The following is a 24,760-nucleotide window of genomic DNA, read 5'->3' on the forward strand; positions in this document are numbered from 1 at the left end:
TTCGTGCTCCTCCGTTACTCTTTGGGAGGAGACCGCCCCAGTCAAACTACCCACCAGACACTGTCCGAGACCACGTTCCGCAGTCTTCGTTAGAACATCAAACGTTAAAGGGTGGTATTTCAAGGTTGTTTTGAATTTAACTTCTTAAGACAACACACTATTGTTTAAGTGTTTGGATATAGCTTGCTACATCTTGCATGTCTTGATCACTCAGCCCTTCTTTTACGTGATTGCCGCCACCATAAATTTTTCCGCTTTTGCGATCTTGAAGTGAGCTAATAATTTTTTCTTCGTTGAAGGTATTAATAATTTGGGATTGTCCCATAGCCGATTTTTCAGCTTGTTTCCCATGACAGAGCACACATGAACGGTTAAAAATTTTTTTGCCGTGTTCTAAGTTGCCTTCAGCTTGAACGGTAGAAACAGCACTGAGTGTGATAAGAGGAAGAATAGCGTAATAAATTTTCATGATTTTCCTTAATTTAGTTTTTCGTTGGGGTAAAGAGTTGTTGTAAATCCTTTTCGGATAGCAAACTCTCAAATTTATATATTAGTTTTCCGTTTGGGTCAATCACGAAAGAGGTAGGGGTGCCGACAAGTTGGTAACGTTCTGCAGTGATTTTCATTTGATCTTTAAACACCGGCAAGGTGAGTTGTCGTTTGGTGACAATCGCTTGCGTGTCGGCCTTTTCGCCGTCGATATTCATGGCGATCAGTTGCACTTGGTTCGGGTATTTTTCCGCCCATTGTTGCAAGGTTCTTAATTCCGCAATGCAGGCGCCACAGGTTTCCGACCAGAAGTTGATGAGCACGGTTTTGCCCTGCCAGTCGCTTAATGAGGCTTTATTGCCTTGCAGATCGAAGGCGGCAATTTCCGGTGCGGGTTGGCCGACTTGAGCGGATTCCTCTTTGCAGGAAACGCTGAAAAAAACGACCGCACTTATGCCAAGCATTTTCGCTAATTTATTAAGCCGTTGGGGGTTCATTGTTTTTTTCCTCACGCAATAGTTTGCCGTGTTGCAAGTAAATAATGCGGTTGGTGAGTTTACCTAAATCCGGGTTATGAGTCACCATGACGATAGTGCGCCCTTGTCGATTTAATTCCGTGAGTAAATTCAACACCAAATTTTCATTTGTTTCATCGAGGTTGCCGGTCGGCTCGTCGGCAAAAATGACCGGCGGCTGATTCACTAAGGCGCGTGCAATACACACCCGTTGTTGTTCCCCGCCGGAAAGTTGGCTTGGGCGATGATTCATGCGATGTGCCAAGCCCACTTGATCTAATACTGCTTTGGCGGCGGCTTCATCGACCACGCTGTGATAATGTTGCGCCAACATCACGTTTTCAAGCGCGGTTAAATAGGGGATGAGGTGAAATTGTTGGAACACCAAGCCGATTTTTTCCGCGCGGAAACGTTGTCTGCCCGTTTCGTCCAGTTGTGCTGCGTCCACACCGTCTAAAATCACTTTGCCTTCGGTTGCGGTATCCAAGCCGGTGAGAATATTCATTAATGTGGTTTTACCTGAACCGGAGGCACCCATGATAGAGACGAATTCACCTTCGGCAATTTGAATATTAATGTCTTCAAGTGCGGTCACTTGGCCGAATCTTTTATATAAATGCTGTGTTTCAATGACTGGTTTAGCCATGTTATTCCCCTTTCAATACGTTGGCGGTTTGAATGTCTAAAGCGCGGCGGGTCGGTACGATAACCGCGATAAACGCCACTAATAAGGATAAAGTAATGGTAATCGGGAGCACCGGCAGGCGCATATCAATATAGGCTTTGAATACGGTTAAGCCGAGCACCTGTGCTAATAGATAGCCGATGATTAATCCGCATACAATGGCGCAAAGGGCGATAATCAAGGTTTCTGCGCCGATTTGTTTGATGATGTCTCGGCTTTTCGCACCAAGGGCTTTTTGCAACGCAAATTCTTTCGCCCGTTCGCCCACAATGGCGATTAAGGTGGTGTTCACGCAAAGGGTGGCTAAAATCAAAATTACCACAGAAATCAAGCCCATCAAGCCTTTGATTTTATCTAAAATTTGCCCTTCGGAGGCGGAGACTTTGCGGATCGGGTGAATGTCTAAATCGGGATACTGTTGTTGCAACTGTTGGGCGAATTGATCCACTTGGCCTTGATCGTTTTTGACGTTTAACAATACGTTGGTCGCCAAGTTTTCTTTTTCTAACCAGTTTTGTGCAAAATCGAGGCTCACGATCAACATATTGTCGGTAGCATCGCCTGCTTCTACGATAGCTTTAATATTGAACTGGTGTTTATCCACGGAATTGAGGCTTAACGTGAGTTTATCGCCTACGTTTAAATTGAGCCGTTCCGCGAGAGTTTTACCGATCATAGCGTTGCGTTCGTCGAAGTTTACCCCGATAGGATTGCCTGTGATTTGCCAATAAGGCGCAAGGGTTTTCATGTCTTCAAACCACACGCCCATTATCACGATTTTTTCCAAATCACTACGTGTCACGCCATATAAATAGGGGCTTGCAGCCGTGATTAAGCCTTTCGGTGCTTGGTCAAGAATCTGTTGCACTTGATCCACTTTGATTAAATTGCCGTTGCTTGGGCCAATATAAAAATTGGCGCCGAAGGTACGCAGTTCTTGGCTCATTTTAGTGTTGATGTCGAAGTACACGGCCGCCATTGCCGTCACAATGCTTGCGCCTACCGTGAGTGCGGCAAAAATGATGAATACCCGTTGCAAGCGCAGACGCAAGGCGCGTAACACCAAGCGCCAAAACATATTGATAGGTTTATTGTCTGCCATAAAGTACCTCAATAGGATAAAGACGGGCAATACGGTGTGCCGGGAACCAAGCGCCGATCACGGCGATCAAGACGGAAAGTACCAGTACGCAAGGGATAACGATCCAGGCGAAACTGAGCGGTGCGCCAAATAACGTGGCACCGATAAAACGTGCTAACCCCCAACCGGCAATGCAACCTAAGATGCCACCGATTAAGCCGCTAATGATGGCTTCGCAATAAAACAGCAAGACGATTTGCCATTGATAGGCGCCGAGCGCTTTCATTAAGCCGATTTCTTTGCTGCGTTCGATAATGGTTGTGGTCATTAATGAAGCAATGCCCATGGCGGCGGCAATCAGTGCGGCAAGGGTGACGACAGCGAGTAATAATTGAATTTTCTCAATGACGACGCCTTCGGAAGCCGCGACTTGCCAAATAGGGCGAACAATCGCGCCGGAAATCGCTTCTTCCAATTGATGGGAAATAGAGGAAACGTAGGCCGTGCAATACCAACGGTCATATTCCTCTGCGGCCAAACCGTCCACATTGGCGCGGGCTTTGCGGGATAAATCATTTTCTGGCACGGTTAGCGCGGAGACTTTAATCGCCTGTACCTTGCCTTCTAATCCAAGTAAATTTTGCACCGCACTTAACGGCAAAATCAGTTGTTGTTCTTCTGTACCGCCAGTTTTAACAATGCCTTTTACGATAGAGGTCATGTGTTGTGGTGACGCGTTTTCTTCCGTCTGATAACTTAAGCTAATCACATCGCCGATTTTCCATTGCTGTTGTTTGGCAAGCTGGGCACCGAGTAGGGCAGGAATTTGTTCACCGAAATCATCCGTAGCATCATCCACCCACTCGCCTTCTACTTGCCAGTAAGGGCTGATGATTTTTTGCCCGGTGTGATAATCCTCTTCATCCGGCACAGGAATATTATGATCAAAAAACGTCCCGAGGATGCTCACATCGTTTTCTGCGCCGTTAGCTACGCTGGCTTTCACCTGCGTGCTCAGTAAGGGGGCGAACCCCACAATGTTGTTGCGCCAGAAAATGTCTTTCACATTCGGCAGTTCTTTTTCATCTAAAAAATCTTGCGTAGTGAGGGAGCTACGGCCGCTGATATCATCCGGCAAAACGGCACTGCTAGCCGGTTCCACCAAAATATTGGCTCCGTAAGATTTCAACTCTTTTGCCATTTTGTCGCCAATGTCGATGGACACGGCGAGCAAGGCGGAAATCAAACCGGCAGCGAGGAAAATGGTGACAATGGCAAGAAACTTACGCTTTAAACCATAACGCCAAGATTGAAATAACATTCGCGCTAACATGATTATTTTTCCTCCTTGGCGGTTGTGGCTTCATCGGCTTGGTTTAAATAGGCCTCAGGATTATCACGGAACAGTTCTAAGTTCTTTTCATCAGTAAAGAAATAGGTTTTGCCTTCATGGTTGTATTTGTGTTCCGTTTTCGTGTTGGTCAATTTCTTACCATTGACGGGATCCACCACTTCAATTTCAATGATCGTACTGAAATAGTTCAAGCCTTCTTCCAAGTTTTTCTTGTTGATGACCACTTCTGTCTCTGTTTGTTTCCAATCATCGATTGGCACCGGGTTACAACCGCCCGGTTTGCCGATGGAAGGGGTAAACATACGGACGCCACAACCTACGCATACCACTTGGTTGCCTTCCATTACATAACCTTGGTCGCCACATAAAATGCAGGCATCGAACACGGCAGCAAGACTGAGTTTGTCGGGCAGACGATTAATAATGAAGAAACGTACCGCTTTGCCATCGTCGGCAACCCAAAGAAAACGGTGTAATTTGCCATCTTTTACTTGTTCGATTGGAATGTGTACGTTGTTTTCCGCGTCTAACGTGACTCTTTGGGCTTCGGAAAGTTGTGGTGGCTGGGATGCGATTCTGTCCCAATAAAGTTGGGAAAGAAGGATGATAGCGATTGCGGCTAAACCGTAACCGATAATTTTGCCGGAGGTCCGTTTGGCGGCAATCGCTTTGCGTTTTTCAATGGGGGCTTGTTCTTGCTTAACTTGGCGAAGACGGGGTAAGTGTGTTTTAAACGCAAATAGGATCACAATAAACGCCAATACAGTCGCATTAATATAATTTAAATAGACAGAAATATTGCCTGATTTTGCCGCAAAACTTAACCGCACTTTTGTAAGTTCGAGCACTTGGAGTTTCATTAAAATCAACAAAACATCGCCAAATAACGGGGTTATCAATAACAGCGTGAAAAGGGAGGTTAAGAAAATAGAAAGTGCGGTCGTTTTTCCGGACGTTTTTTGTTGTTGAAATAAAATAAATAGCCAACCGGCGACAATAATGCAGAAAATAACGCCCAAAATGATCGCGCTGAATTGAAGTAAAAAGTCGGTGTTAATGACGTCTGTGCCGGTGATAGCCGCAATATTGGGATCTTTTGCCCATAAGTGTCCGGCAAGCATAGACAACATGATATGCCAAAGGGTATTGAGTTTTTGCCAATGGATAAATTGGCTGAAATAAGCAAACAATAAAATACACAATGCAATAATGGTAGCAGCGAGTTTTGCACTTTGTGTTGCAGGTAAATTCAGCGAGATGAGGCTACCGATAAAAAATCCGAAAAGAGAAAGCCAAATGAGTTTTTTCGCATCGGCGTTCGGGTAATGCGCCCAACTGCAACTGAGCAAAATAGAAATAGGGAGTAGGGTTTGAATGAGGAAAACAAAAAAATAGTTCATAGCTTACTCCGAAAGGGTGAATGAATCATATCGCTTATTTTTGATCAGAGATTATGCTCTAGCATAAAAAAACACCTTGAGTGATTTCAAGGTGTTTTTATTGTTATTTTTAGTTAACACCTGAAAGGCTTATTTCAAACCGGTGAATTTGAATTCATAGTTAACATCAAACGGTTTCCACCAACGGCCAACACCGGTTTCTTCGTCAGTGTGACGGTGCATACCGGCTTTTGGTGGCGGGTCAATGTGATAGGTTAATTTATAGTTACCCACGCCCATCATTTTGATGTTTGCACCATAGTGAGGACCGTCGCTGGCCACCATCGGCATGAAGGTGCCTTCTTGTTTTTCACCGGTGTCGCTGTTGACCAAGGTATATTGAATGGTTAAGTAAGGCATCCATTCGCCTTCACCGAAACCGTTTTTGTTGCCTTTGGTGGCGTGAATATCCGCTTCTAAGTGAATATCGGATTTCGCTGCCGGCAAGCCCATGCCACGTGGTTCCATGTCAACCGGTTGTAAATACACGGCGGCAATTTCCATTTCGTTCATAGTCACCGGTTCACCGACAGGAAACTCTTTGAAGCCTAAGGCTGCCGGTGCGGTGATCATGCCTGCTAAAAGTGCGGTGGCGATTAATGTTTTTTTCATACTTAGTTTCTCCTTAACTGAATAAGTATAGCTTGTGCGACATTAAGCAGATTTTCTGCTTTGGTACTTCATATAAATGAATGCAAAAACAGCAGCCACCAACAAGACAGCCTGCGGAACCAATGTTTCTACATAAGGATAAATACCCAACCATGAGATTTCCGTGATACCGGAAACCAAGGTTGGTTCAAATAATTTGCCTTCGATAAGTTCCAGTACGCTTTTACCGGCAAACACAAAGGCCATTAAATACATGAATGAACCGGTGAACATAAAGAACGGTTTAAGCGGTAGTTTCACCACGGTGTAGCGCATGAGAACATAACACACGGCGAGAATTATTACGCCAAGGAAAAAACCGCCGAAAAGATAGAAATAATCCACCGCACTTTGTGCATCGCCAACGAGGGCATAGTAGAACAACACGGTTTCTGCGCCTTCACGATACACGGCAAGGAAACTGGTCAGCCACAAACCCACGAGCGAGCCGGTGGTGAGCGCGGTAGAGAGTTTGCCTTCCAAATAGCGTTTCCAGTTTTGCGCTTCCACTTTCGACAGCAACCAGTAACTCATCATGAACAACATCACCACCGCAATCATCATTGTGAAGCCTTCCAACAATTCTCGGCTGGCACCGGAATTAGAGAAAATAAGTTGGAAAATCACAGCGGTAATGAGGCTACCGAGTAATGCCACATAGACGGATTGACGAATGACAGGTAGTTTGTCCTGATGGTTGTTTTTTACTAAATATGCCACGATGGCAGCAACGATTAATAGCGCCTCCAAGCCTTCACGCAAGATGATTAATAAGCTGTATAAGAACATACTCCATGCAGTTTGTTCTCCGCCCTGTAACATTTCTACAGCCTTGCTCAAATCTTGGCTTAATCCTTGCGCTTGTTCTTGTAACTTTTCTTTCTCTGCGCCGGCTTTCATTAAGCTCACTAAACGAGTGAAATAGCCTTCTAATTGTGTTTTGAAATTGCTGTCGCGGGAACCCACTTTGTTTTCCATGCCAGTGCTTTCAAAAATGTCAAAGTAGGTATCTTGCACCGCTAACATGGCTTTTTTGGCTTCGCCTTGCTCGTACAAGCCGATGGCTTGTTGAATACCTGCATTCACTTGTGCACTAACCTGTGACCAGTCTTTGTCCTGCGTGGTATCAGCGATAGTTTGATTGGCAGGCTGTTCCACTTGTGTATCACGGGTGGTTGGTAAGTCAGGCAGTTGCTCTTCAACGTCTTGTAATAACGTTGTGATTTGATAACCGAAATTGCTGATTTGATCCGGTTGTTCGCTCAGTTTGATTAAATCATAAAACTGTTGATTAAGATTGCCGGAAATGGCAGCGGAACGATTTTGGCGAATGGACATTTCCATTTCGGAGTTTTTATACCCATCGTATTGCGCTTGTTGCACCAGTTTTTTGGCGGTCGCGTAATCTTTCGCTTCATACGCCGTCATGGCTTGGGCTAATAAATCATCGATAGTTTTAAAGCTTTTTTGCCAATGAGGGGCGATAGTTTGGTTTTCATATACGCCATGTTGCGCGGAGGCGTTAAGTTGATGCCCCTCTTTTAAAGAAGGAAGCACTTCTTGCAATTCGGCTTTGAGACCGTCAATTTTGGCTTTGACTTGTTCTTGTGGCAGTCCGTCACCAATCATCTTACGAATTTCGCCAAAGGTGGCTTCCATTTGATAGCTTTTTTGTGCGGAAAAGTTAATACGAATAGGGCCTTCAAGATTTTCAAACACTTCAAAATAGGCCATTTGTACTTCGGTACGGGCATCATCTATTTTATTTTCGGCATAAAGTGCGGTGGTTTTATCCAAGCGATTTTCAATGTCTTGTACCCATTGCTGATAGTTATCTTCTGCGTGGGTAAATGCTGAAAACAGAATCATAAAACTAAAAAGAACAGATTGAGACCAACGGGAAAAACACATGCGCATCTCCTTGATTTACTGCATTTGCCTATAGATATAATTGATAATTATTATCCTCTAATCAATTTTTAGTGCAAGTAAATTCTTGTTTAATCTCTGAGGTAGATCACAAAATGAGCTTTTTTATGGCGCATAAAAAAAGGAAAGTTTGGCAACTTTCCCTTTTATCTCATGGCGAGGATGTTTTAGTTTTGTGCTAAATCATCAATGACAAGATAGATTTTCGCCACTGGGCCATGTACCCCAACCACTTTGATTAATTCAATATCTGCCGTGGAACTTGGGCCGGAAATGATATTAATACAAGAAGGCATACGTTCGCCTTGTTGCGCTTTGTCATGTAGGATTTTTGCCAGTTGTGCTACACGAGGGAGTATCTTGCTTTTGCGTACAACGACAATGGATTTCTCCGGCAGTAAGCTCACAGAACGTCCACGTTCAGCTTGGGAAAATAGCACGATACCACCCGATTCGGTTAAACCATATTCTGCGTAAACAATCCCAATATTGGCTTGTTCCGATTTGGCAATGTTCGCTTCCGCTTGTTCCGGTGACCAAATATGGCAAGTGTATTTTTCTTGAACCGCTTGGGTAATACCGAGTTCTTCCAGACGAGGGTCGTCGTTTAACACTAAATCACCGCCACCATATTTTTCGCAAAGCTCAAGTGCGGTCTGTTTTGCTAACGTTTCTGACGTCACAACCACATCCACCATCATCACTTTGGCGAAGTTTACAAATTCTTCGCAAAGTTCTGCTTGGGTGAGATGGGTAAGGCGTTCTGTTGGGTAAGTATTCACCGGTGTCGCCATCGTTTCCGGCACATTGGCACGTTGTTTACCCATTTTAGCTGCCAATTTATTGAGGAAGTTTTCTCTATTTTGTAAATCCATTAGTTTGCTCCTCTTTTGTTGAACCATTGACGGAAGCTTTCGCCTTCAGGTGTCGGTAAATCACGGGCTTTTGTCCATTCTGCCAAGGCACCCATTTTAATTGGCGCTTTGCCATTCTTAATGAGTTTACCCGCTAATTTGGCACCGGTGTTTACACCGATTTTCCATAAGGTTGGATGGGAGTTGGCAAAGCCAAAACCGAAAATGGATAAGCGTTCCAATGCCGGCGTTTTGCCTTGTTCCACCATTTTTTCACGGTGTTTTAAAATCAGTTGGGCTAACGGAATGCGTACCGGACAAACAGAGTTACAGGCGTTACACAAGGAACAGGCATACGGCAATTCTTTGAATTCGTCATAACCACCAAGTAATGGAGAAATCACCGCGCCGATCGGGCCCGGATAAATTGAGCCGTAACCATGGCCGCCGATTTGACGGTAAGCCGGGCAGGTATTTAAGCAGGCACCGCAACGAATACAACGTAAAACTTCTTGGAATTCGGAAGCTAAAATATCGGAACGACCGTTATCTACAATAACTAAATGGAACTCTTCCGGGCCATCGGTTTCGCCCGCAAGACGAGGGCCGGTAAGCCAGGTGTTATAACCTGTTAATCTGGCGCCCACCGCACTACGGGCAAGCATGGTAATTAACACGTCTACTTCTTGGAACGTCGGTGCCAAGCGTTCCATCCCCATTACGGCAATGTGCGTTTTCGGTAGGGTAGTGGCTAAACGCAAGTTACCTTCGTTAGTCACCAAACAAACAGAGCCGGTTTCCGCGACGGCAAAGTTACAACCGCTAATGCCGATGTCTGCTTCTAAGAAATCCTGACGAATTTTTTCACGCACGAAACGGGTCATGTCTTCCGGTGTTTCAGCACCTTCATAGCCCAGTTTTTCATGTAAATCTTTACGAATTTGGTGACGATCTTTGTGAATCGCAGGTACCACGATGTGAGACGGCTTGTCACCGGAAATTTGCAATAAATATTCACCTAAATCGGTTTCAATGACTTGCATGCCTTCTTTTTCCAACACCCCATTTAACCCGATTTCTTCGGTTACCATGGATTTGGATTTCACGATTTTCTTGGCATTTTTTTTCAGCGCGACTTGGCGAATGTATTCGGTGGCTTCTTCAGCGGTTTCGGCAAAATAAACCTTACCGCCGTTTTCCATGACTTTTTCGCTAAGTTGGTACAAATAAGCATCAAGGTTTGCTAAAACGTGGTTACGGATTTGTTTCGACAAATCACGCCATTCTTCCCAGTGGCCTAATTCATCCACCATTTTTTGACGGTTTGTGCCGATAGTTTCTTGGGCTTTTACCACCGCTTTGCGCATGATTTCATTATGGACTTCGCGATCGACGCGTGCTTTAAATGCAAGATTGCTAGTTTTTAATGACATAGTTTATTACTCCTGCATTAACACTTCTGCGATGTGCATCACTTTGATTTTGCTGCCTTCACGTTGTAGGCGACCACCGATATTGAGTAAACAGCTCACGTCTGCACCAATTAAGTATTCCGGTTCGACTTCCTCAACGTGTTCCACTTTTTCTTTTACCATTTCACCGGAAATTTCTGCCATTTTGACCGAGAACGTGCCACCAAATCCGCAACAAGTTTGTTGATTGTGAATAGGTAACAGTTCCAAACCTTTAACGTGTTTTAGCAACGTAATCGGTTCATCCACGATGCCAAGTTTACGGAATAGACTGCAGGAGGGGTGATAAACTGCACGACCTGGTAGATGGGCACCGATGTCGGTAACACCCAGTTTATTGACAATAAAATCTGTTAAGTCATAGAAACGAGCGGCGACTTTTTTCGCGCGTTCCGCCCATTCCGGTTCATTGGCACGAGTGAAATAATCCGGGTAATTTTTTACGGCATAAACGCAAGAACCGGCAGGGGCTACGATAGGGTAGTCATTGGCTTCAAAGGTTTCGATCAAGTTTTTCATGCCGGGCAGGGCTTGTTTGGTATAACCGCTGTTTAATGCAGGTTGTCCACAGCAACCTTGTTTTTCTAAAAAGGTCACCTGACAGCCCAACTTTTCCAGTAATAGAACGGTGTTTTTCGCCACACCGCTCTTTACTACGTCGGCAATGCAGGTTACGTAGAAATTCACATTCATAGTAATACTCCAATGTTAAAAAAGAGAAATAAGGTAAAAATTAAATGACGACCGCAAAAGTGCGGTCGTTTTTTTAGTTAATTTTATGTGTTGCCGCTACAACGTGTAGAACAACGGGATTAATAGCGTGGCACAAAGCGCAGCAATAATACCGTAAATCACCATTGGAATAATCGTTGTTTTGATGATGGTGCCTTCTTGATTTTGAATGTTTAATACGGAGGACACGGCAACGATATTATTAATACATACCATGTTACCCATCGCACCGCCGGCAGATTGTAGTGCCAAGATTAATGCGACAGATAAACCGGTGGTCTCTGCGGTGGATAATTGTACGCTACCGAAGGTTAAGTTCGACACGGTGTTAGAACCGGAGAAGAACGCACCTACCGCACCAAGGTAAGAGGAGAAAATCGTCCAGTTATTACCGCTCACTTCTGCAAAGGTACGGCCAATGATTTTCACCATAGAATGTTCGCCACCCACTAACATTAAGTTCACCATCACTAAAGCACCCATTAAGGCGATAAATGGATTTTTGGATTGTTTCAAGCTGGTGGCAAAAATATCTTTGACTTTTGCTCCGGAAACCCCGAATACCGGAATGGCAATTAATACGGTGATAACAAATGGAATTAATGCCGGCACGTAAAGCAATTTATAGCTTGAGGAAACATCAGAACCGAAGATATTTTTTAGGCTAAAGATAAGGCCTTTACTCACTTCAAATGTACCTAGTGAACCTAATACGGTAGTAAACCAAACGGTGGTGTCGTTCATCATCGCTTTAAACGGCAGTTGATGAATACGCGTCACGATTAAGAACGCAATTAATAAACCGGTAGGGAAGAGTGCCTTGATCACTTGACCGGTGGTTACTGCATTGCTATCCAACGTGTTTTCGACTTTCGCCAAACCGATATTACGATTCGCTGCCCATACGGAGATAAACAAACCGATTGCACCGCCCACTAAAGAAGGGAATTCATAGTTAACTTGTGCAATGAGGAGATAAGGCACAACGCAAGCAAATACGCTGATATAAATAAAGACCAAGTTTTTACGAATATCGTTCCAGCTGACTAATACACGAAGTGCCAGTAATGGGATGATAAGCGCGGCTACGGCGTGGATAAGTGCGGTCATGGAGCCGATTTCTAAAATCATGTCTTCAGACAATTTAAGCGGACCGAAACCGAACCAAGTTGGTGTGCCCACCGCACCGAAAGAAACCGGAACGGAGTTCATGATTAAGGCAAGCATCGCTACTTTTAACGGATTAAAACCTAACCCCATCAGAATTGGTGCGGCAATAGCGGCGGGTGTACCAAAACCACTGGCGCCTTCAATCATAAAAGCAAACGCCCAACCGATAATCATCAATTGTGCAACCGGGTTTGGGTTAATGTTACCTAACCATTTACGCATGATGTCGGTTGCACCGGACACTTCACTGAAACGGTTGAATAAAATCGCACCGAAAATAACGGTAATAGGGGTTTGTACCGCCACAATTGCTGAGGTTACATTCGCGCTGATGGTAATAATGTCTGTATTGAAGTGCAATAAATGCACGCCCATAACAAGTGTTGCAATCCAAGGTAAGGCAACGTAAGACGGTAAAGCATTACGCTTCACCATTAAATAGATCAGTAAAGCAATAGGTAAGACGCTTAGGAAAAAAGACATGTTTACTCCTGTTAATAATAATTAGCGATTAAAACATCGAACGAATTCTAGAGAATACACTTAGAAAAAATATACCTATTTTGAGAAAATGTGATCTAGTTATCAAAAAACGCGTATGTTTTTTAAAAAAATGTGATCTATGTAACTTAATTGTTTCAGCTTTAATCAAATTAGTACTTTTGTACAATCAAGTGCGGTCTAAAAAAAGTGTATTTTTACTCTGTTTTACTGGTTAATTTCTGTTATTCTTTTGGCGTTTTTCGTTAACGTTATTTTTAACATAAGGGTAACAATCTATGACCAGTACTTCATTAATTAGTCAACTTCGTCAAATTGTCGGAGACAAATATTTGATTACCGACCCAAGCAAATCGGAAGCCTATCGCAGTGGTTATCGTTTTGGTAACGGAAACGCTTTGGCCGTAGTCCGTCCGGGAAATTTAACGGAATTTTGGGCGATTCTTAAAGCTTGTGTGGCGGCAGATGTTATTGTTATTGCTCAAGCCGCCAATACGGGTTTAACCGGCGGTTCTACGCCCGATGGCAATGATTACGATCGCGACATTGTGATTATCAACGCCATGCGCATTTCAGGCATTCAATTAATTAATGATGCACAGCAAGTGGTTTGTTTGCCGGGCTCTACGCTAAATGAATTAGAGATCGCTTTAAAACCACACGGACGTGAACCACACTCTGTCATCGGTTCTTCCTGTATTGGGGCGTCGGTGATTGGTGGTATTTGTAATAACTCCGGTGGTGCATTGGTGCAACGTGGTCCTGCTTACACGGAAATGGCACTTTATGCACAATTAACAGAGCAGGGTGAACTGCAACTCGTTAATCACCTAGGCATTGATTTGGGTGAAACGCCGGAAGAAATTTTAGTGAATTTAGAGAATCAACGTTATCAACGTAAAGACATTCAATTAGATTGTGGCAAAGGTCATGATCACGCTTACTGCAATCATGTGCGCCAAGTGGATGAAGACAGCCCAGCTCGTTTTAATGCCGATCCGGCACGTCACTATGAGGCTTCCGGTTGTGCGGGTAAATTAGCGATTTTTGCCGTCCGTTTGGATACCTTTGTAGCGGAGAACAAGACCGCGGTATTTTATATTGGCACCAATCAAACTGAGGCATTAAATGATCTTCGTCGTCATATGTTGGCGAATTTTAAACAGCTACCGATTTCCGGCGAGTATATTCATCGTGACGCGTTTGATGTGGCTGCCAAATACGGTAAAGACACGTTCTGGGTTATCAAGAAATTTGGCACACATTGGTTGCCGAAGTTATTTGCCATGAAGGCCAAAGTGGATCGTTTGGCTAAAAAAATCAGTTTTATGCCAAGTCATTTCAGCGACAAAATCATGCAGGCGATTTCAACGGTCTTGCCGGAACATTTGCCGAAAAAATTATGGCAATATCGTGATCAATACGAACATCACTTGATTGTTAAAATGGGCGGTGATGGCGTACAGGAAGCGCGGGATTATTTAACCTCTTACTTTAAAGAGGGCAGCAAAGGGGCTTTCTTTGAATGTGATGCCGTAGAAACTCAAGCGGCGATGTTACACCGCTTTGCCGTTGCTTCAGCAGCGATTCGTTATCGTGCGATTCATGAAAAAGAGGTGGAAGACATTGTGGCACTGGATATTGCATTACGTCGTAATGATCGTGAGTGGTTTGAAACGCTGCCGCCTGAGATCGACCAAAAAATCAGTCATAAATTGTATTACGGGCATTTTATGTGTCATGTTTTCCATCAGGATTACATCGTTAAAAAAGGCCATGATTGCATGGAATTGGAGCATCAAATGTTGGCATTGCTTGATAAACGCGGCGCACAATACCCGGCAGAACATAATGTGGGCCATTTATATGAAGCGAAACCGGCGTTGCGTAAATTCTATAAAGCGCTCGATCCAACCAACAGTTTTAACCCGGGCATCGGGCATACATCGAAGAAGAAACACTGGCAATAGCAACATTATTTTGTGAGGGATTCATGTTGTTGTGCCCTTACAAAATACATTAAAAAAGACCGCACGTTAGGCGTTAAAGTGCGGTCTGTTTTTACGGTGTTTTTCTCAGGTGAAAACTTGACTTAATTCGCCGGTCTTGCGTCTTCCACCGGTGCCGAATTACCTTCGTTTAGCACGTCCCAAGCGCTTTCTTGTTTTGGTGCATTATTGCTTTCAACGGCATTGGCGGAAGGTGTTGGTGGCGTATATTCGGTTTGTTGGCAGAAAGATTGATTTCTGTCTACCCAAACAGGAATGGTACGAGCACTACTGCAATCCCAACCACCATAGGCATTGATACCGACCCATTTAATTTCTTCCGGTTTATGAAGTTTTAAAGGTTGGGTGGTGGCGCGTTTTAAATACTCTTTATAGACCTGTAACGCACCGCTGGCACCGGTGAGTTTCGTTTCACCGTTATCGTCTCGGCCAAGCCAAATAGTCGTGACGTTTTCACCGTCAATGCCGACAAACCAAGTGTCACGAGCATCGTTAGTGGTACCGGTTTTGCCGGCTAAGTGTAAATGAGCGTAATCCGGTTGTAGGCTATGAGCTGTGCCACGATCAACCACTTGTTGCATAGCAAAGAGCGTTTGGAAGGCGGCTTCACGTGGAACCACTTGTTTGGGCTCAAATTCACGGGAATAAACCACATTGCCTTGTCTATCCACTACGCTGTTGATGGTATTGAGAGGAATACTCGCGCCTTCGTTAGCGATGGTTTGGTAAAGTTTGGTCACGTCATAAGGTGAAATGGCGTAGGAACCCAGCAACATTGAAGGCACTTTCGGAATCGTGACTTTATCCCAACCCATCGCTTGTTGCACGGAAATCACTTTGGTTAATCCTAGCTTCATGCCGATATTGACCGTTGGGATATTCAACGAACGCACTAATGCATCCATCAGCATGACCGAGCCGCTGTATTTGCGGTCGTAATTGCGTGGCTGCCAAGGCGGACTGCCTTTTACATTGATGGTAATCGGTTGGTTGTTAATCGGTGTGTTCAACCGAAATTGATCCGGATACATAAGTGCGGTCAAATAAACAGACGGTTTTACTAACGAGCCGATTTGGCGTTTAGCCGATAAGGCACGGTTGAACCCGGCAAATTGCGTTTGCAGCCCGCCCACAATGGCGCGCACTTCACCGGTTTGGTAATCGGCAACCACCATGGCGGATTCCAAAAATGGATTCTTATGTTTGAGCTGTAAATCGGATACGGCACTGATTACCGCTTGTTCTGCGCGATCTTGTTGTTTCACGTCCAATGTAGAGAAAATTCGCGCCCCCAGGAGATTTTCTGTCTTGCCTTCGCCAAGTTGGTGGCGTAATTCGGTTTGTAAAGTTTGAATAAACGCGGGGTATTTACGGCTAATTTTCCCTTTTTCTTGTACACCGAGCGGGCGTTGGCTCAATAATTGATACAGTTCCTCACCGATGATTTTATGTTCTAACATCAAATGCAACACCACATTGCGGCGTTCAAGGGCATTAGTAGGATTACGCCATGGGTTATAGAGGGAAGGGCCTTTGACCATGCCCACTAATAGTGCAATTTGATCTAGGCTTATTTCGCGCACGGAACGTCCGAAATAAAACTGGCTGGCCAATTCAAAACCATGAATTTGGTTATCGCCGTTCTGCCCGAGGTAAATTTCGTTTAAGTAGGTTTCCAAAATACGGTTTTTGTCGTAACGCCAATCAAGAATTAATGCCATCAGGGCTTCATTAATTTTACGGGTGAAGGTGCGTTCGTTACTTAAAAATAAGTTTTTAACCAGTTGTTGGGTCAGCGTACTGCCGCCTTGTACTGTATGACCTGCTTGGATGTTAGTGATGACAGCGCGCAAAATACCCAGAGGGCTGATGCCATCGTGTTGGAAAAAACGACGATCTTCTGTCAGTAATAACGCATCAATGAGTAAGCGTGGGTATTGTTGCAAAGAAATTGCAAGGCGTTCTTCTTTGTCTGATTGCAAAATGGCAATTAACTTCGGCGCCAAGCGAAATTCATCAATCGCTTTGACGTTAATCAGATCTTCAATGACTGCCAGTTTGTCATTTTCAAAACGCAGACGAAAAACCCGTTGTGCCTCCGGTGTGTCGGGGAAAGGGAACGCACGGCGCAATAAGACAATGGTGTTGTCTTCGATTTTAAAATCGCCCGGTGCCGCGATCATTGTGGTTTGGCGATATTCGTTATCGAGCAGGAGTTGTTTAATTTGCTCAAGGCTGAGTTGGTCGCTGACCCGAACACTTTCAATACGGCTATACACTTCCGCCGGTAAACGCCAAATTTGTCCGTCCATTTTGCTACGAATTTGCCAATCCAAATAAGCGGAATAGCAAAACAACATACAAAAGGTGGTAAATGCAATTTTTAATAATTGCTTCGTCCAAGAGGTTTTTGATGATGGTTTGGAAGACGTATTTTGAGCGGGTGTTGTTGCCATGTGTGTTACCGTTTGGGCTGAATGTTGGGATTAGGCGCGGATAAAATCCAAGTAAGAATGTAAAAAACGGGCAAAATCTTCAATGCCACAAAAGGCGATACTTTCATCATCGTAATAATAAAAACCGTCTTCCAATGCGTCTTGATTCTCAATGGCGAGATTATTTGCCTTCGCCATCACCTCATCCGCGTTAATGTATAAGCTGTATTCAGCACCGGTTAACACAATATCCGCCGCATGGGGGGCGGGCAAGTTTTGTAAATGAAAAAGTGCGGTGGAAATCAGTTGTGGATTTGACCGCACTTCGATGTTAAACCAGTTGGCAAAGGCTTCGTGCTCCATGGAGCACTTCGCGACAATGTTGCCTTGATGGGAGGTAAACTGAAAATCCATATTAGATGCTGAAAGAGGATCCGCAACCGCAAGTGGATGAGGCATTCGGGTTATTCACCACAAAACGTGAACCTTCTAAGCCTTCGGTATAGTCAATGGTGCCGCCGATTAAATATTGTAGGCTCATCGGATCGACAACTAATTGCACGCCGGCATTTTCTACGGTTAAGTCACCTTCATTGACTTTTTCGTCAAAGGTAAAGCCGTATTGGAAGCCGCTACAACCGCCGCCGGTAATATAGACGCGCAATTTAAGCGCCGGGTTTTCTTCCTCGGTAATTAAAGACTTCACTTTTTGTGCTGCAGCATCAGTAAAGGTTAACGGAACGGATATCTCTGTCATATTGTTTAATTCCCCACGATTTATTTGAGCGCGTATTATCCAATAACCGACTAGTCCATTCAAGAATTTATCAAGGATTTTTCTCTGTCACAGTGCTATAATTCCGCCCATTAATTTTTAAATAGGGAGATAAACATGAGTATTCCATTAAGAACGGAAGAGGAAATTGTTAAATTACGCGAAGCCTGCAAACTGGCATCTGACGTGTTGGTGATGATTGAACCGTATATTAAAGAAGGCGTGAGTACCGGTGAATTGGATCGCATTTGTCACGATTATATGGTGAACGTGCAAAAAGTTATTCCCGCTTGCTTGAATTATCATGGTTTCCCGAAAGCGACTTGCATTTCCATTAACGAAGTGGTTTGTCATGGCATCCCAAGTTTTGATAAGCATCTGAAAAATGGCGATATTGTGAATATTGATGTCACGGTGATAAAAGACGGTTATTTTGGTGATAACTCGAAAATGTATATCGTCGGCGAAACCAGTTTACGCAGTAAAAAGCTGGTGGAAGCGGCACAAGAAGCCCTTTATGTCGGTCTGCGTACGGTTAAACCGGGCATTCGTTTAAATGAAATCGGTAAAGCGGTACAAAAATATACGGAATCTCAAACTTTTAGTGTGGTGCGCGAATATTGCGGCCATGGCATTGGGACGGAATTCCACTGCGAACCACAAGTGTTGCATTATTACGCAGACGATGGCGGCGTGGTGTTAAAACCGGGCATAGTATTCACTATTGAGCCAATGATTAATGCCGGTAAAAAAGAAGTACGTTTAATGGGCGATGGTTGGACGGTAAAAACTAAAGACCGTAGCCATTCCGCCCAATTTGAGCACCAAATCGTGGTAACGGAAAACGGCTGTGAAGTGATGACCATCCGTGATGAAGAGATTGCCGAAGGGCGCATCCAACGAGTTATGGTGAATGTTTAATTAACCGAAATCCGCTGCGTTTCCCGTGGCGGATTTTTTCTATTTCCTGCTTTTGCAAGACGACCTATGCTTTTTCCTTACGATACCCAAGCCGAGCTTACGCCAAGTGCGGTTAAAATTCAGAGAGAAAATTTAAAACAGTTTGAACTGGCGAATTTTGACAAAATAGCCATCGATCAACTGATTGCCAATCGTACCGCGTTTTACGATCAATTCCTTTTGCACCTGTGGCGTCATTTTCAATTTGCCGATAATCCTGCATTAAGCCTGATTGCTGTGGGCGGTTATGGGCGGCAGGAAATGTTCCCTCTTTCCGATTTGGATATTTTGATTTTAACGGAGCAAGTCCCAACCGAGGCGTTACAAGAAACACTCGGTCAATTCGTGCAATTTTTATGGGATTGCGGTTTTAACGTTGGGCAGAGCATCCGTACCCTTGCTGAATGTGAAGCGGAGGGCATAGCGGATATCACAGTGGCGACAAATTTGTTGGAAGCGCGTTATTTAATCGGCAATCAAACGTTATTCAAACAGTTGGTGGAATTGGCGCAACAACCGATTTTTTGGTCAAAAACCGATTTCTGTCAGGCAAAGATTCAAGAAAAAAATGAGCGTTATCAACGTTATAACAACACCTCTTACAATCTTGAACCCGACATTAAATACAGTCCGGGCGGCTTGCGGGATTTGCATTTGTTGTATTGGATTGCCCTTCGCCACAACGGGGCGAAAAATTTGCAGGAAATTTTGCAAGCAGGATTTATTCATCCGGCGGAGTATGCCTTGTTGCTGAAAAGCCAACAATTTCTGTTTAAAGTGCGGTATGCGTTGCACTTAATTTTAAAACGTTATGACAACCGCCTTTTGTTCGATCGTCAATTAAAAGTCAGCGAATTATTGGGATTCCAAGGCGAGGGCAATCAAGGCGTGGAAGCCATGATGAAGCAATTTTTTCAGGCGCTACATTCCATTTCGTTGCTGAGCGAATTGCTGGTCAAGCATTATCAAGAGCATTTTTTAACCCCACATGAAGTGATGAACGAGCAAGTGCTTGATGTGAATTTCAGCTTGATAAATCAATCCATTTGTTTGCGTCATCGCCAATGCTTTGAACAACAGCCGGAAAGCATCCTCGATCTTTTCTATTATTTAACGCAATATCCGCAAGCGGAGATCCATTCCTCCGTATTACGTGAGCTGTATTTGGCGTTAGATCAACGGCAAGGGTATTTATGCGATTTACGGACGGCACGAGAAAAATTTATTCGATTGTTTAATCAGCCCAATGCCATCCAACGCGCATTTTTCCCCATGCACCAATATGGTGTGCTGACCGCCTATTTACCGCAATGGGGCAATATTGTCGGCTTAATGCAGTTTGATTTGTTCCATTGTTACACCGTGGATGAACATATTCTGCGCGTGATGTTAAAGCTGGAAAGTTTTTTAGCGGAAACGTCGGCGCAAAATCACCCGATTTGCCATCAAATAATGCATCAAATTTCTGACCGCACTTTATTGTATATTGCCGCCTTATTTCATGACATCGCGAAAGGGCGTGGTGGCGCGCACGAATTACTGGGGGCGGAAGATATACGCGAGTTTGCCGCACTGCATGGCTTCGACCAACGAGAAACAGAAACCATGGCATGGCTGGTAGAACAGCATTTGTTGATGTCGGTGACCGCACAACGACGGGACATTCATGACCCAGAAATTGTGTTGAGTTTTGCCGAACGGGTGCGTAATCAAGTGCGCTTAGATTATTTAACGTGCCTCACTATTGCCGACATTGTGGCGACCAATGAAACCTTATGGAACAGCTGGAAGCGTTCTTTATTGGCGACTTTGTACGATTACACCACGCAACAATTTGCCCAAGGGCTGGCAACCTTGTTGGATAATCAGGCAAAGGCTGAAGAGCATCGCCACTTGGCGTTGTTAGAAATACGTGAAAAAAATACCGCACTTTCTGAGCCGCAAATTGAAAAGCTATGGCAGCGTTGCCCGTTGGATTATTTTTTACGTAATTCGCCGCAGCAAATCAGCTGGCATACGCAACTGCTTGCCGAGTTTAGCGGTGATGTGCTGGTAAAAGTGAGCAATCGGTTTTCCGCCGGCGGTACAGAAATTTTTATTTATACCAACGACCGCCCGAACCTGTTTAATAAAGTGGTGAGTACCATCGGCGTGAAAAAACTCAGCATTCACGATGCGCAAATTATTACCACGCAAGACGGCTATGTGTTGGACAGTTTTATTGTGACGGAACTGGATGGCGCCGAGTTGGCTTTCGATCGTCGTCGTATGTTGGAAGACGCGTTGACGAAAAGCCTAACGTCAGAAACGGTGAATAAACAATGCCTGCGCGAAAAACACCATTTGGCTCATTTCCATGTGAAAACCGACGTGCGTTTTTTGAATCTTGATAAAACCGATCAAACTGAAATGGAATTGTTTGCGCTGGATCAGGCCGGTTTGTTGGCAGATGTGAGTGCTGTGTTCTGCGACTTAGAGCTGAATTTACTTAATGCCAAAATCACTACCATTGGTGAAAAAGCAGAAGACTTCTTTATTTTAACGAATAAATTCGGACATGCGTTGGACGAGTCGGAGAGAGCGGCGTTATTGACGCGTTTGTTGCAAATTTTAAATTAGTGTTTAAACATAAAAGTGCGGTCAGATTTAAAAACGTTTTTAAAACTGACCGCACTTTGCATTTTATGAATTATGACAACTCAGCAAAAGCAATATCTGCTGCCGCTAGCGTGCGCTCGATGTCTTCATCAGAATGCGCAAGAGACATAAAGCCTGCCTCAAATGCAGATGGCGCCAGATAAACGCCTAAATCCAACATTTTGTGGAAAAAGCGTTTAAATTTTTCGGTATCGCACGTCATCACGTCTTGATAACAAGTCACTTCTTTTTTATCGGTAAAGAAAATGCCGAACATGCCGCCGGCATAATTGACGGTAAACGGCACTTGATGCTTATCGGCAAGCTGTTGCAAGCCTTTTGCTAATTTTTCCGTTTGTTGCGCCAGTTTTTGCTCATTACCGGCTTTTTTCAATTCTGTTAAGCAAGCGATACCGGCTGCCATAGCAATCGGGTTGCCAGATAGGGTACCCGCTTGGTAAACCGGGCCGGTTGGGGCAATGTGTTGCATAATTTCTTTCTTACCGCCAAAGGCGCCTACCGGCATACCACCGCCGATCACCTTGCCTAAACAGGTTAAATCCGGTGTGACATTGTAGTAACGTTGTGCACCGCCAAGTGCCACACGGAAACCGGTCATTACTTCATCAATGATGAATACGGCGCCGTATTGATCGCAAAGTTTACGTAACCCTTGCAGAAAATCATTTTTTGGTGGAACACAGTTCATGTTGCCCGCAACCGGTTCAACAATCACGCAAGCGATGTCGTCAGGATATTGCTCGAAGGCTTGTTTGACAGAGTCGATGTCGTTATAGGTACAGGTGAGCGTGTGTTTGGCAAAATCTGCCGGGACGCCCGGTGAGTTAGGCTGCCCCAATGTTAATGCACCGGAACCGGCTTTGACTAATAAGGAATCCGCATGACCATGATAGCAACCTTCGAATTTGATAATTTTATCTCGATTTGTATAGCCACGGGCTAAACGAATGGCAGACATCGTAGCTTCAGTGCCGGAGCTCACCATTCTGACCATTTCAATTGAAGGGATAAGCTCACACACTAATTCGGCAAGTTCGATTTCCAACGGTGTCGGTGCGCCGAAACTCAAGCCGTTTTGTGCGGTTTTCATCACGGCATTTAAAACAGTGGGGTGATTGTGTCCTAAAATCATCGGGCCCCAAGACCCTACGTAGTCGATATATTGTTTACCGTCTGTGTCATAAATATAAGCGCCTTGCGCTTTTTCAATAAAGACCGGTGTGCCGCCGACACCGTTAAAAGCACGAACCGGTGAATTAACGCCGCCCGGAATAACATGCTGAGCGCGGGAGAAAAGTGCGGTTGAATTTGCCATCGTTTTTATCCTTATATACAAAAAAGTGCTTTATTGTACTGAAAAAAAGGAAGGTGAGTAAAAATATTTATGTAGCCTTTTGCCTTTGTGATATCCTTTGCGCATTTTATTTTCATGGGAAAACCTATGTTGTTGACGTTATTTGTTACATTTCTTGGGGCACTTTTAACTTTACTTGTGATGCGCCCCGTTGCGACCAAAATCGGTTTGGTGGATAAACCTAACTATCGTAAACGCCATCAAGGCGCAATTCCGTTAATTGGCGGCATTTCATTGTTTATGGGGAATCTTTGTTTTTATCTCATGCAGTGGGATCAAACGCGTTTACCTTATCTTTATTTATTCAGTATTTTAGTCTTGCTATTAATGGGCATTATTGATGACCGTTATGATATTAGCCCTTTCTTGCGCGCAGGTGTTCAGGCATTTTTAGCCATTCTCATGATCGATATGGGGAATGTTTACCTCGATCATTTAGGGCAAATTTTAGGGCCATTCCAGCTTACGTTAGGATCTATCGGCTTAATTATTACTGTGTTGGCGACCATCGGGATTATTAATGCTTTTAATATGATCGATGGTATTGACGGTTTACTGGGCGGCTTGTCTTGTGTTTCTTTCGCTGCGATCGGTATTTTGATGTATCGCGATGGGCAAATGGATTTGGCTTATTGGAGTTTTGGCTTAATTATTGCAACGATTCCTTATTTAATGATGAATCTGGGGATTCCGTTGGGACCGAAATTTAAAGTCTTTATGGGTGATGCCGGCAGTACTTTAATTGGTTTTACGATTATTTGGATTCTGTTGCTAAGTACGCAAGGCAAAGGTCATCCGATGAATCCGGTGACCGCACTTTGGGTGATTGCTATTCCTTTGGTGGATATGGTGGCGATTATTTATCGTCGTTTAAGAAAAGGGAAGAGCCCATTCCGTCCGGACCGCTTGCATGTCCATCATTTGATGGTGCGCGCAGGGTTAACTTCCCGTCAGGCGTTTTTGTTAATTACCTTTGTTGCGGCATTGTGCGCCTGCTTTGGGATTTTAGGGGAAATTTACTATATTAATGAATGGATCATGTTTATTGCATTCATTATTCTCTTCTTCCTCTATTCTTATTCTATTACGAAAGCATGGAAGATTACCCGCTGGATACGTCGAATGAAACGTCGCGCAGCTAAACGGGCTAAAACTAAATAGAAGTTAAATTTTTCACTAAAAAGTTAGAGTTAAATAAAAAATAACCAGAAATTTTATAAATTATATTCATTTTGGCTAAAAAAATAGCTGGTGATAAATTTTTATAAAAAAAAACTAGACAAGCACTTTTTAAACTTTTAATATACGCCCCGCAACGACGCTTCTAGCGCTCGTAGCTCAGTTGGATAGAGCGTTGGCCTCCGGAGCCAAAGGTCGCAGGTTCAAATCCTGTCGAGCGCGCCAAAGGTCATGTGAGTTCAACTAATTAAAATATGGTGGCTATAGCTCAGTTGGTAGAGCCCCGGATTGTGATTCCGGTTGTCGTGGGTTCAAGTCCCATTAGCCACCCCATCGGCGAGTAGCGCAGCTTGGTAGCGCAACTGGTTTGGGACCAGTGGGTCGTAGGTTCAAATCCTATCTCGCCGACCAATTTTAATTCTGAGGTTTCTCGGAATTTTTTGTTCTTTAACAATCAATCAGACAAACTGTGTGGGCACTTGAAGATTCGTTTTTATCATTAAAGATTTTAAAATTGA

At 44.1% G+C, this 24,760-nt stretch carries 20 protein-coding genes and 3 tRNA genes; 7 read left to right on the top strand and 16 right to left on the bottom strand.

Features of this window, described 5'->3' with window-relative positions; all coding sequences use genetic code 11:
- Window positions 1-157 precede the first annotated feature (157 nt).
- The 12 genes from DK415_RS09135 to DK415_RS09190 all read right to left on the bottom strand — a co-directional run bounded on the left by DK415_RS09135 (window position 158) and on the right by DK415_RS09190 (window position 12,854).
- A complete protein-coding gene (locus DK415_RS09135) occupies window positions 158-469 on the bottom strand; it encodes a c-type cytochrome (RefSeq protein WP_109433366.1) in 312 nt (103 codons plus the stop codon).
- 13 nt (window positions 470-482) lie between these two features.
- A complete protein-coding gene (locus tag DK415_RS09140; RefSeq protein WP_109433367.1) occupies window positions 483-986 on the bottom strand; it encodes a TlpA family protein disulfide reductase in 504 nt (167 codons plus the stop codon).
- Window positions 967-1,650: an ABC transporter ATP-binding protein gene (locus DK415_RS09145; RefSeq protein ID WP_050693530.1), complete on the bottom strand. Its 684-nt coding sequence runs from the start codon at window positions 1,648-1,650 to the stop codon at window positions 967-969. The genes DK415_RS09140 and DK415_RS09145 overlap by 20 nt, the downstream gene beginning before the upstream one ends.
- 1 nt (window position 1,651) lies before the next feature.
- Complete coding sequence (locus DK415_RS09150; RefSeq protein WP_109433368.1) at window positions 1,652-2,791, bottom strand: ABC transporter permease; 1,140 nt, start codon at window positions 2,789-2,791, stop codon at window positions 1,652-1,654.
- Entirely contained in the window at window positions 2,778-4,103 is a 1,326-nt protein-coding gene (locus tag DK415_RS09155; RefSeq protein WP_109433369.1) for an ABC transporter permease, read from the bottom strand. The genes DK415_RS09150 and DK415_RS09155 overlap by 14 nt, the downstream gene beginning before the upstream one ends.
- Window positions 4,104-4,105: 2 nt before the next feature.
- On the bottom strand, window positions 4,106-5,524 hold the full coding sequence (locus tag DK415_RS09160; RefSeq protein WP_109433370.1) for a Fe-S-containing protein: 1,419 nt from the start codon (window positions 5,522-5,524) through the stop codon (window positions 4,106-4,108).
- Window positions 5,525-5,653: 129 nt separating this feature from the next.
- Window positions 5,654-6,175 (bottom strand): iron transporter, encoded by a 522-nt coding sequence (locus DK415_RS09165; RefSeq protein ID WP_006718557.1) that lies wholly within the window; start codon window positions 6,173-6,175, stop codon window positions 5,654-5,656.
- Between the two features lie 42 nt (window positions 6,176-6,217).
- Complete coding sequence (locus DK415_RS09170) at window positions 6,218-8,125, bottom strand: FTR1 family iron permease (protein ID WP_109433371.1); 1,908 nt, start codon at window positions 8,123-8,125, stop codon at window positions 6,218-6,220.
- Window positions 8,126-8,310: 185 nt separating this feature from the next.
- Window positions 8,311-9,018, bottom strand: coding sequence for a LutC/YkgG family protein (locus DK415_RS09175; protein WP_109433372.1), 708 nt, complete (start codon window positions 9,016-9,018; stop codon window positions 8,311-8,313).
- Complete coding sequence (locus tag DK415_RS09180; protein ID WP_048749086.1) at window positions 9,018-10,430, bottom strand: LutB/LldF family L-lactate oxidation iron-sulfur protein; 1,413 nt, start codon at window positions 10,428-10,430, stop codon at window positions 9,018-9,020. Before DK415_RS09180 ends, DK415_RS09175 begins: the two co-directional genes overlap by 1 nt.
- Before the next feature lie 6 nt (window positions 10,431-10,436).
- Window positions 10,437-11,162, bottom strand: coding sequence for a (Fe-S)-binding protein (locus DK415_RS09185; protein ID WP_109433373.1), 726 nt, complete (start codon window positions 11,160-11,162; stop codon window positions 10,437-10,439).
- 96 nt (window positions 11,163-11,258) lie between these two features.
- Window positions 11,259-12,854: a lactate permease LctP family transporter gene (locus DK415_RS09190; protein ID WP_109433374.1), complete on the bottom strand. Its 1,596-nt coding sequence runs from the start codon at window positions 12,852-12,854 to the stop codon at window positions 11,259-11,261.
- Between the two features lie 296 nt (window positions 12,855-13,150).
- Here DK415_RS09190 and dld point away from each other — a divergent pair, with 296 nt between their 5' ends.
- Entirely contained in the window at window positions 13,151-14,842 is a 1,692-nt protein-coding gene (gene dld, locus DK415_RS09195; RefSeq protein WP_109433375.1) for a D-lactate dehydrogenase, read from the top strand.
- 122 nt (window positions 14,843-14,964) lie between these two features.
- Here the strand turns inward: dld and mrcB are convergent, their stop codons facing one another.
- From mrcB to erpA, 3 genes are read right to left on the bottom strand one after another with little or no spacing between them, the layout of a single operon-like run.
- Entirely contained in the window at window positions 14,965-17,337 is a 2,373-nt protein-coding gene (gene mrcB / locus DK415_RS09200) for a penicillin-binding protein 1B (protein ID WP_109433376.1), read from the bottom strand.
- Window positions 17,338-17,367: 30 nt separating this feature from the next.
- Complete coding sequence (locus DK415_RS09205; RefSeq protein ID WP_109433377.1) at window positions 17,368-17,730, bottom strand: YacL family protein; 363 nt, start codon at window positions 17,728-17,730, stop codon at window positions 17,368-17,370.
- Window position 17,731: 1 nt separating this feature from the next.
- Window positions 17,732-18,073: an iron-sulfur cluster insertion protein ErpA gene (erpA, locus tag DK415_RS09210; protein WP_006718546.1), complete on the bottom strand. Its 342-nt coding sequence runs from the start codon at window positions 18,071-18,073 to the stop codon at window positions 17,732-17,734.
- Between the two features lie 135 nt (window positions 18,074-18,208).
- Here erpA and map point away from each other — a divergent pair, with 135 nt between their 5' ends.
- Entirely contained in the window at window positions 18,209-19,012 is an 804-nt protein-coding gene (map, locus tag DK415_RS09215; protein ID WP_109433378.1) for a type I methionyl aminopeptidase, read from the top strand.
- A 66-nt stretch (window positions 19,013-19,078) separates the two neighbouring features.
- Window positions 19,079-21,670: a bifunctional uridylyltransferase/uridylyl-removing protein GlnD gene (glnD, locus tag DK415_RS09220; RefSeq protein ID WP_109433379.1), complete on the top strand. Its 2,592-nt coding sequence runs from the start codon at window positions 19,079-19,081 to the stop codon at window positions 21,668-21,670.
- 70 nt (window positions 21,671-21,740) lie between these two features.
- On the opposite strand, the gene hemL is transcribed toward glnD, so the two are convergent.
- Window positions 21,741-23,024 carry a glutamate-1-semialdehyde 2,1-aminomutase gene (gene hemL / locus DK415_RS09225; protein ID WP_109433380.1) on the bottom strand — a complete coding sequence of 428 codons (1,284 nt, stop codon included), beginning with the start codon at window positions 23,022-23,024 and terminating at the stop codon, window positions 21,741-21,743.
- 126 nt (window positions 23,025-23,150) lie between these two features.
- Here hemL and wecA point away from each other — a divergent pair, with 126 nt between their 5' ends.
- From wecA to DK415_RS09245, 4 genes are all read left to right on the top strand, one after another.
- The gene (gene wecA / locus DK415_RS09230) at window positions 23,151-24,224 is read left to right on the top strand and encodes a UDP-N-acetylglucosamine--undecaprenyl-phosphate N-acetylglucosaminephosphotransferase (RefSeq protein ID WP_162540484.1); all 1,074 of its coding nucleotides are present in this window, start codon (window positions 23,151-23,153) and stop codon (window positions 24,222-24,224) included.
- A 166-nt stretch (window positions 24,225-24,390) separates the two neighbouring features.
- Window positions 24,391-24,467 (top strand) — tRNA-Arg (locus DK415_RS09235).
- Window positions 24,468-24,499: 32 nt separating this feature from the next.
- Window positions 24,500-24,575, top strand: a tRNA-His gene (locus DK415_RS09240).
- 1 nt (window position 24,576) lies between these two features.
- Window positions 24,577-24,653, top strand: a tRNA-Pro gene (locus DK415_RS09245).
- Window positions 24,654-24,760: the final 107 nt, after the last annotated feature.

It is taken from the genome of Aggregatibacter segnis, assembly GCF_003130075.1.
Taxonomy (GTDB): domain Bacteria; phylum Pseudomonadota; class Gammaproteobacteria; order Enterobacterales; family Pasteurellaceae; genus Aggregatibacter; species Aggregatibacter segnis_A.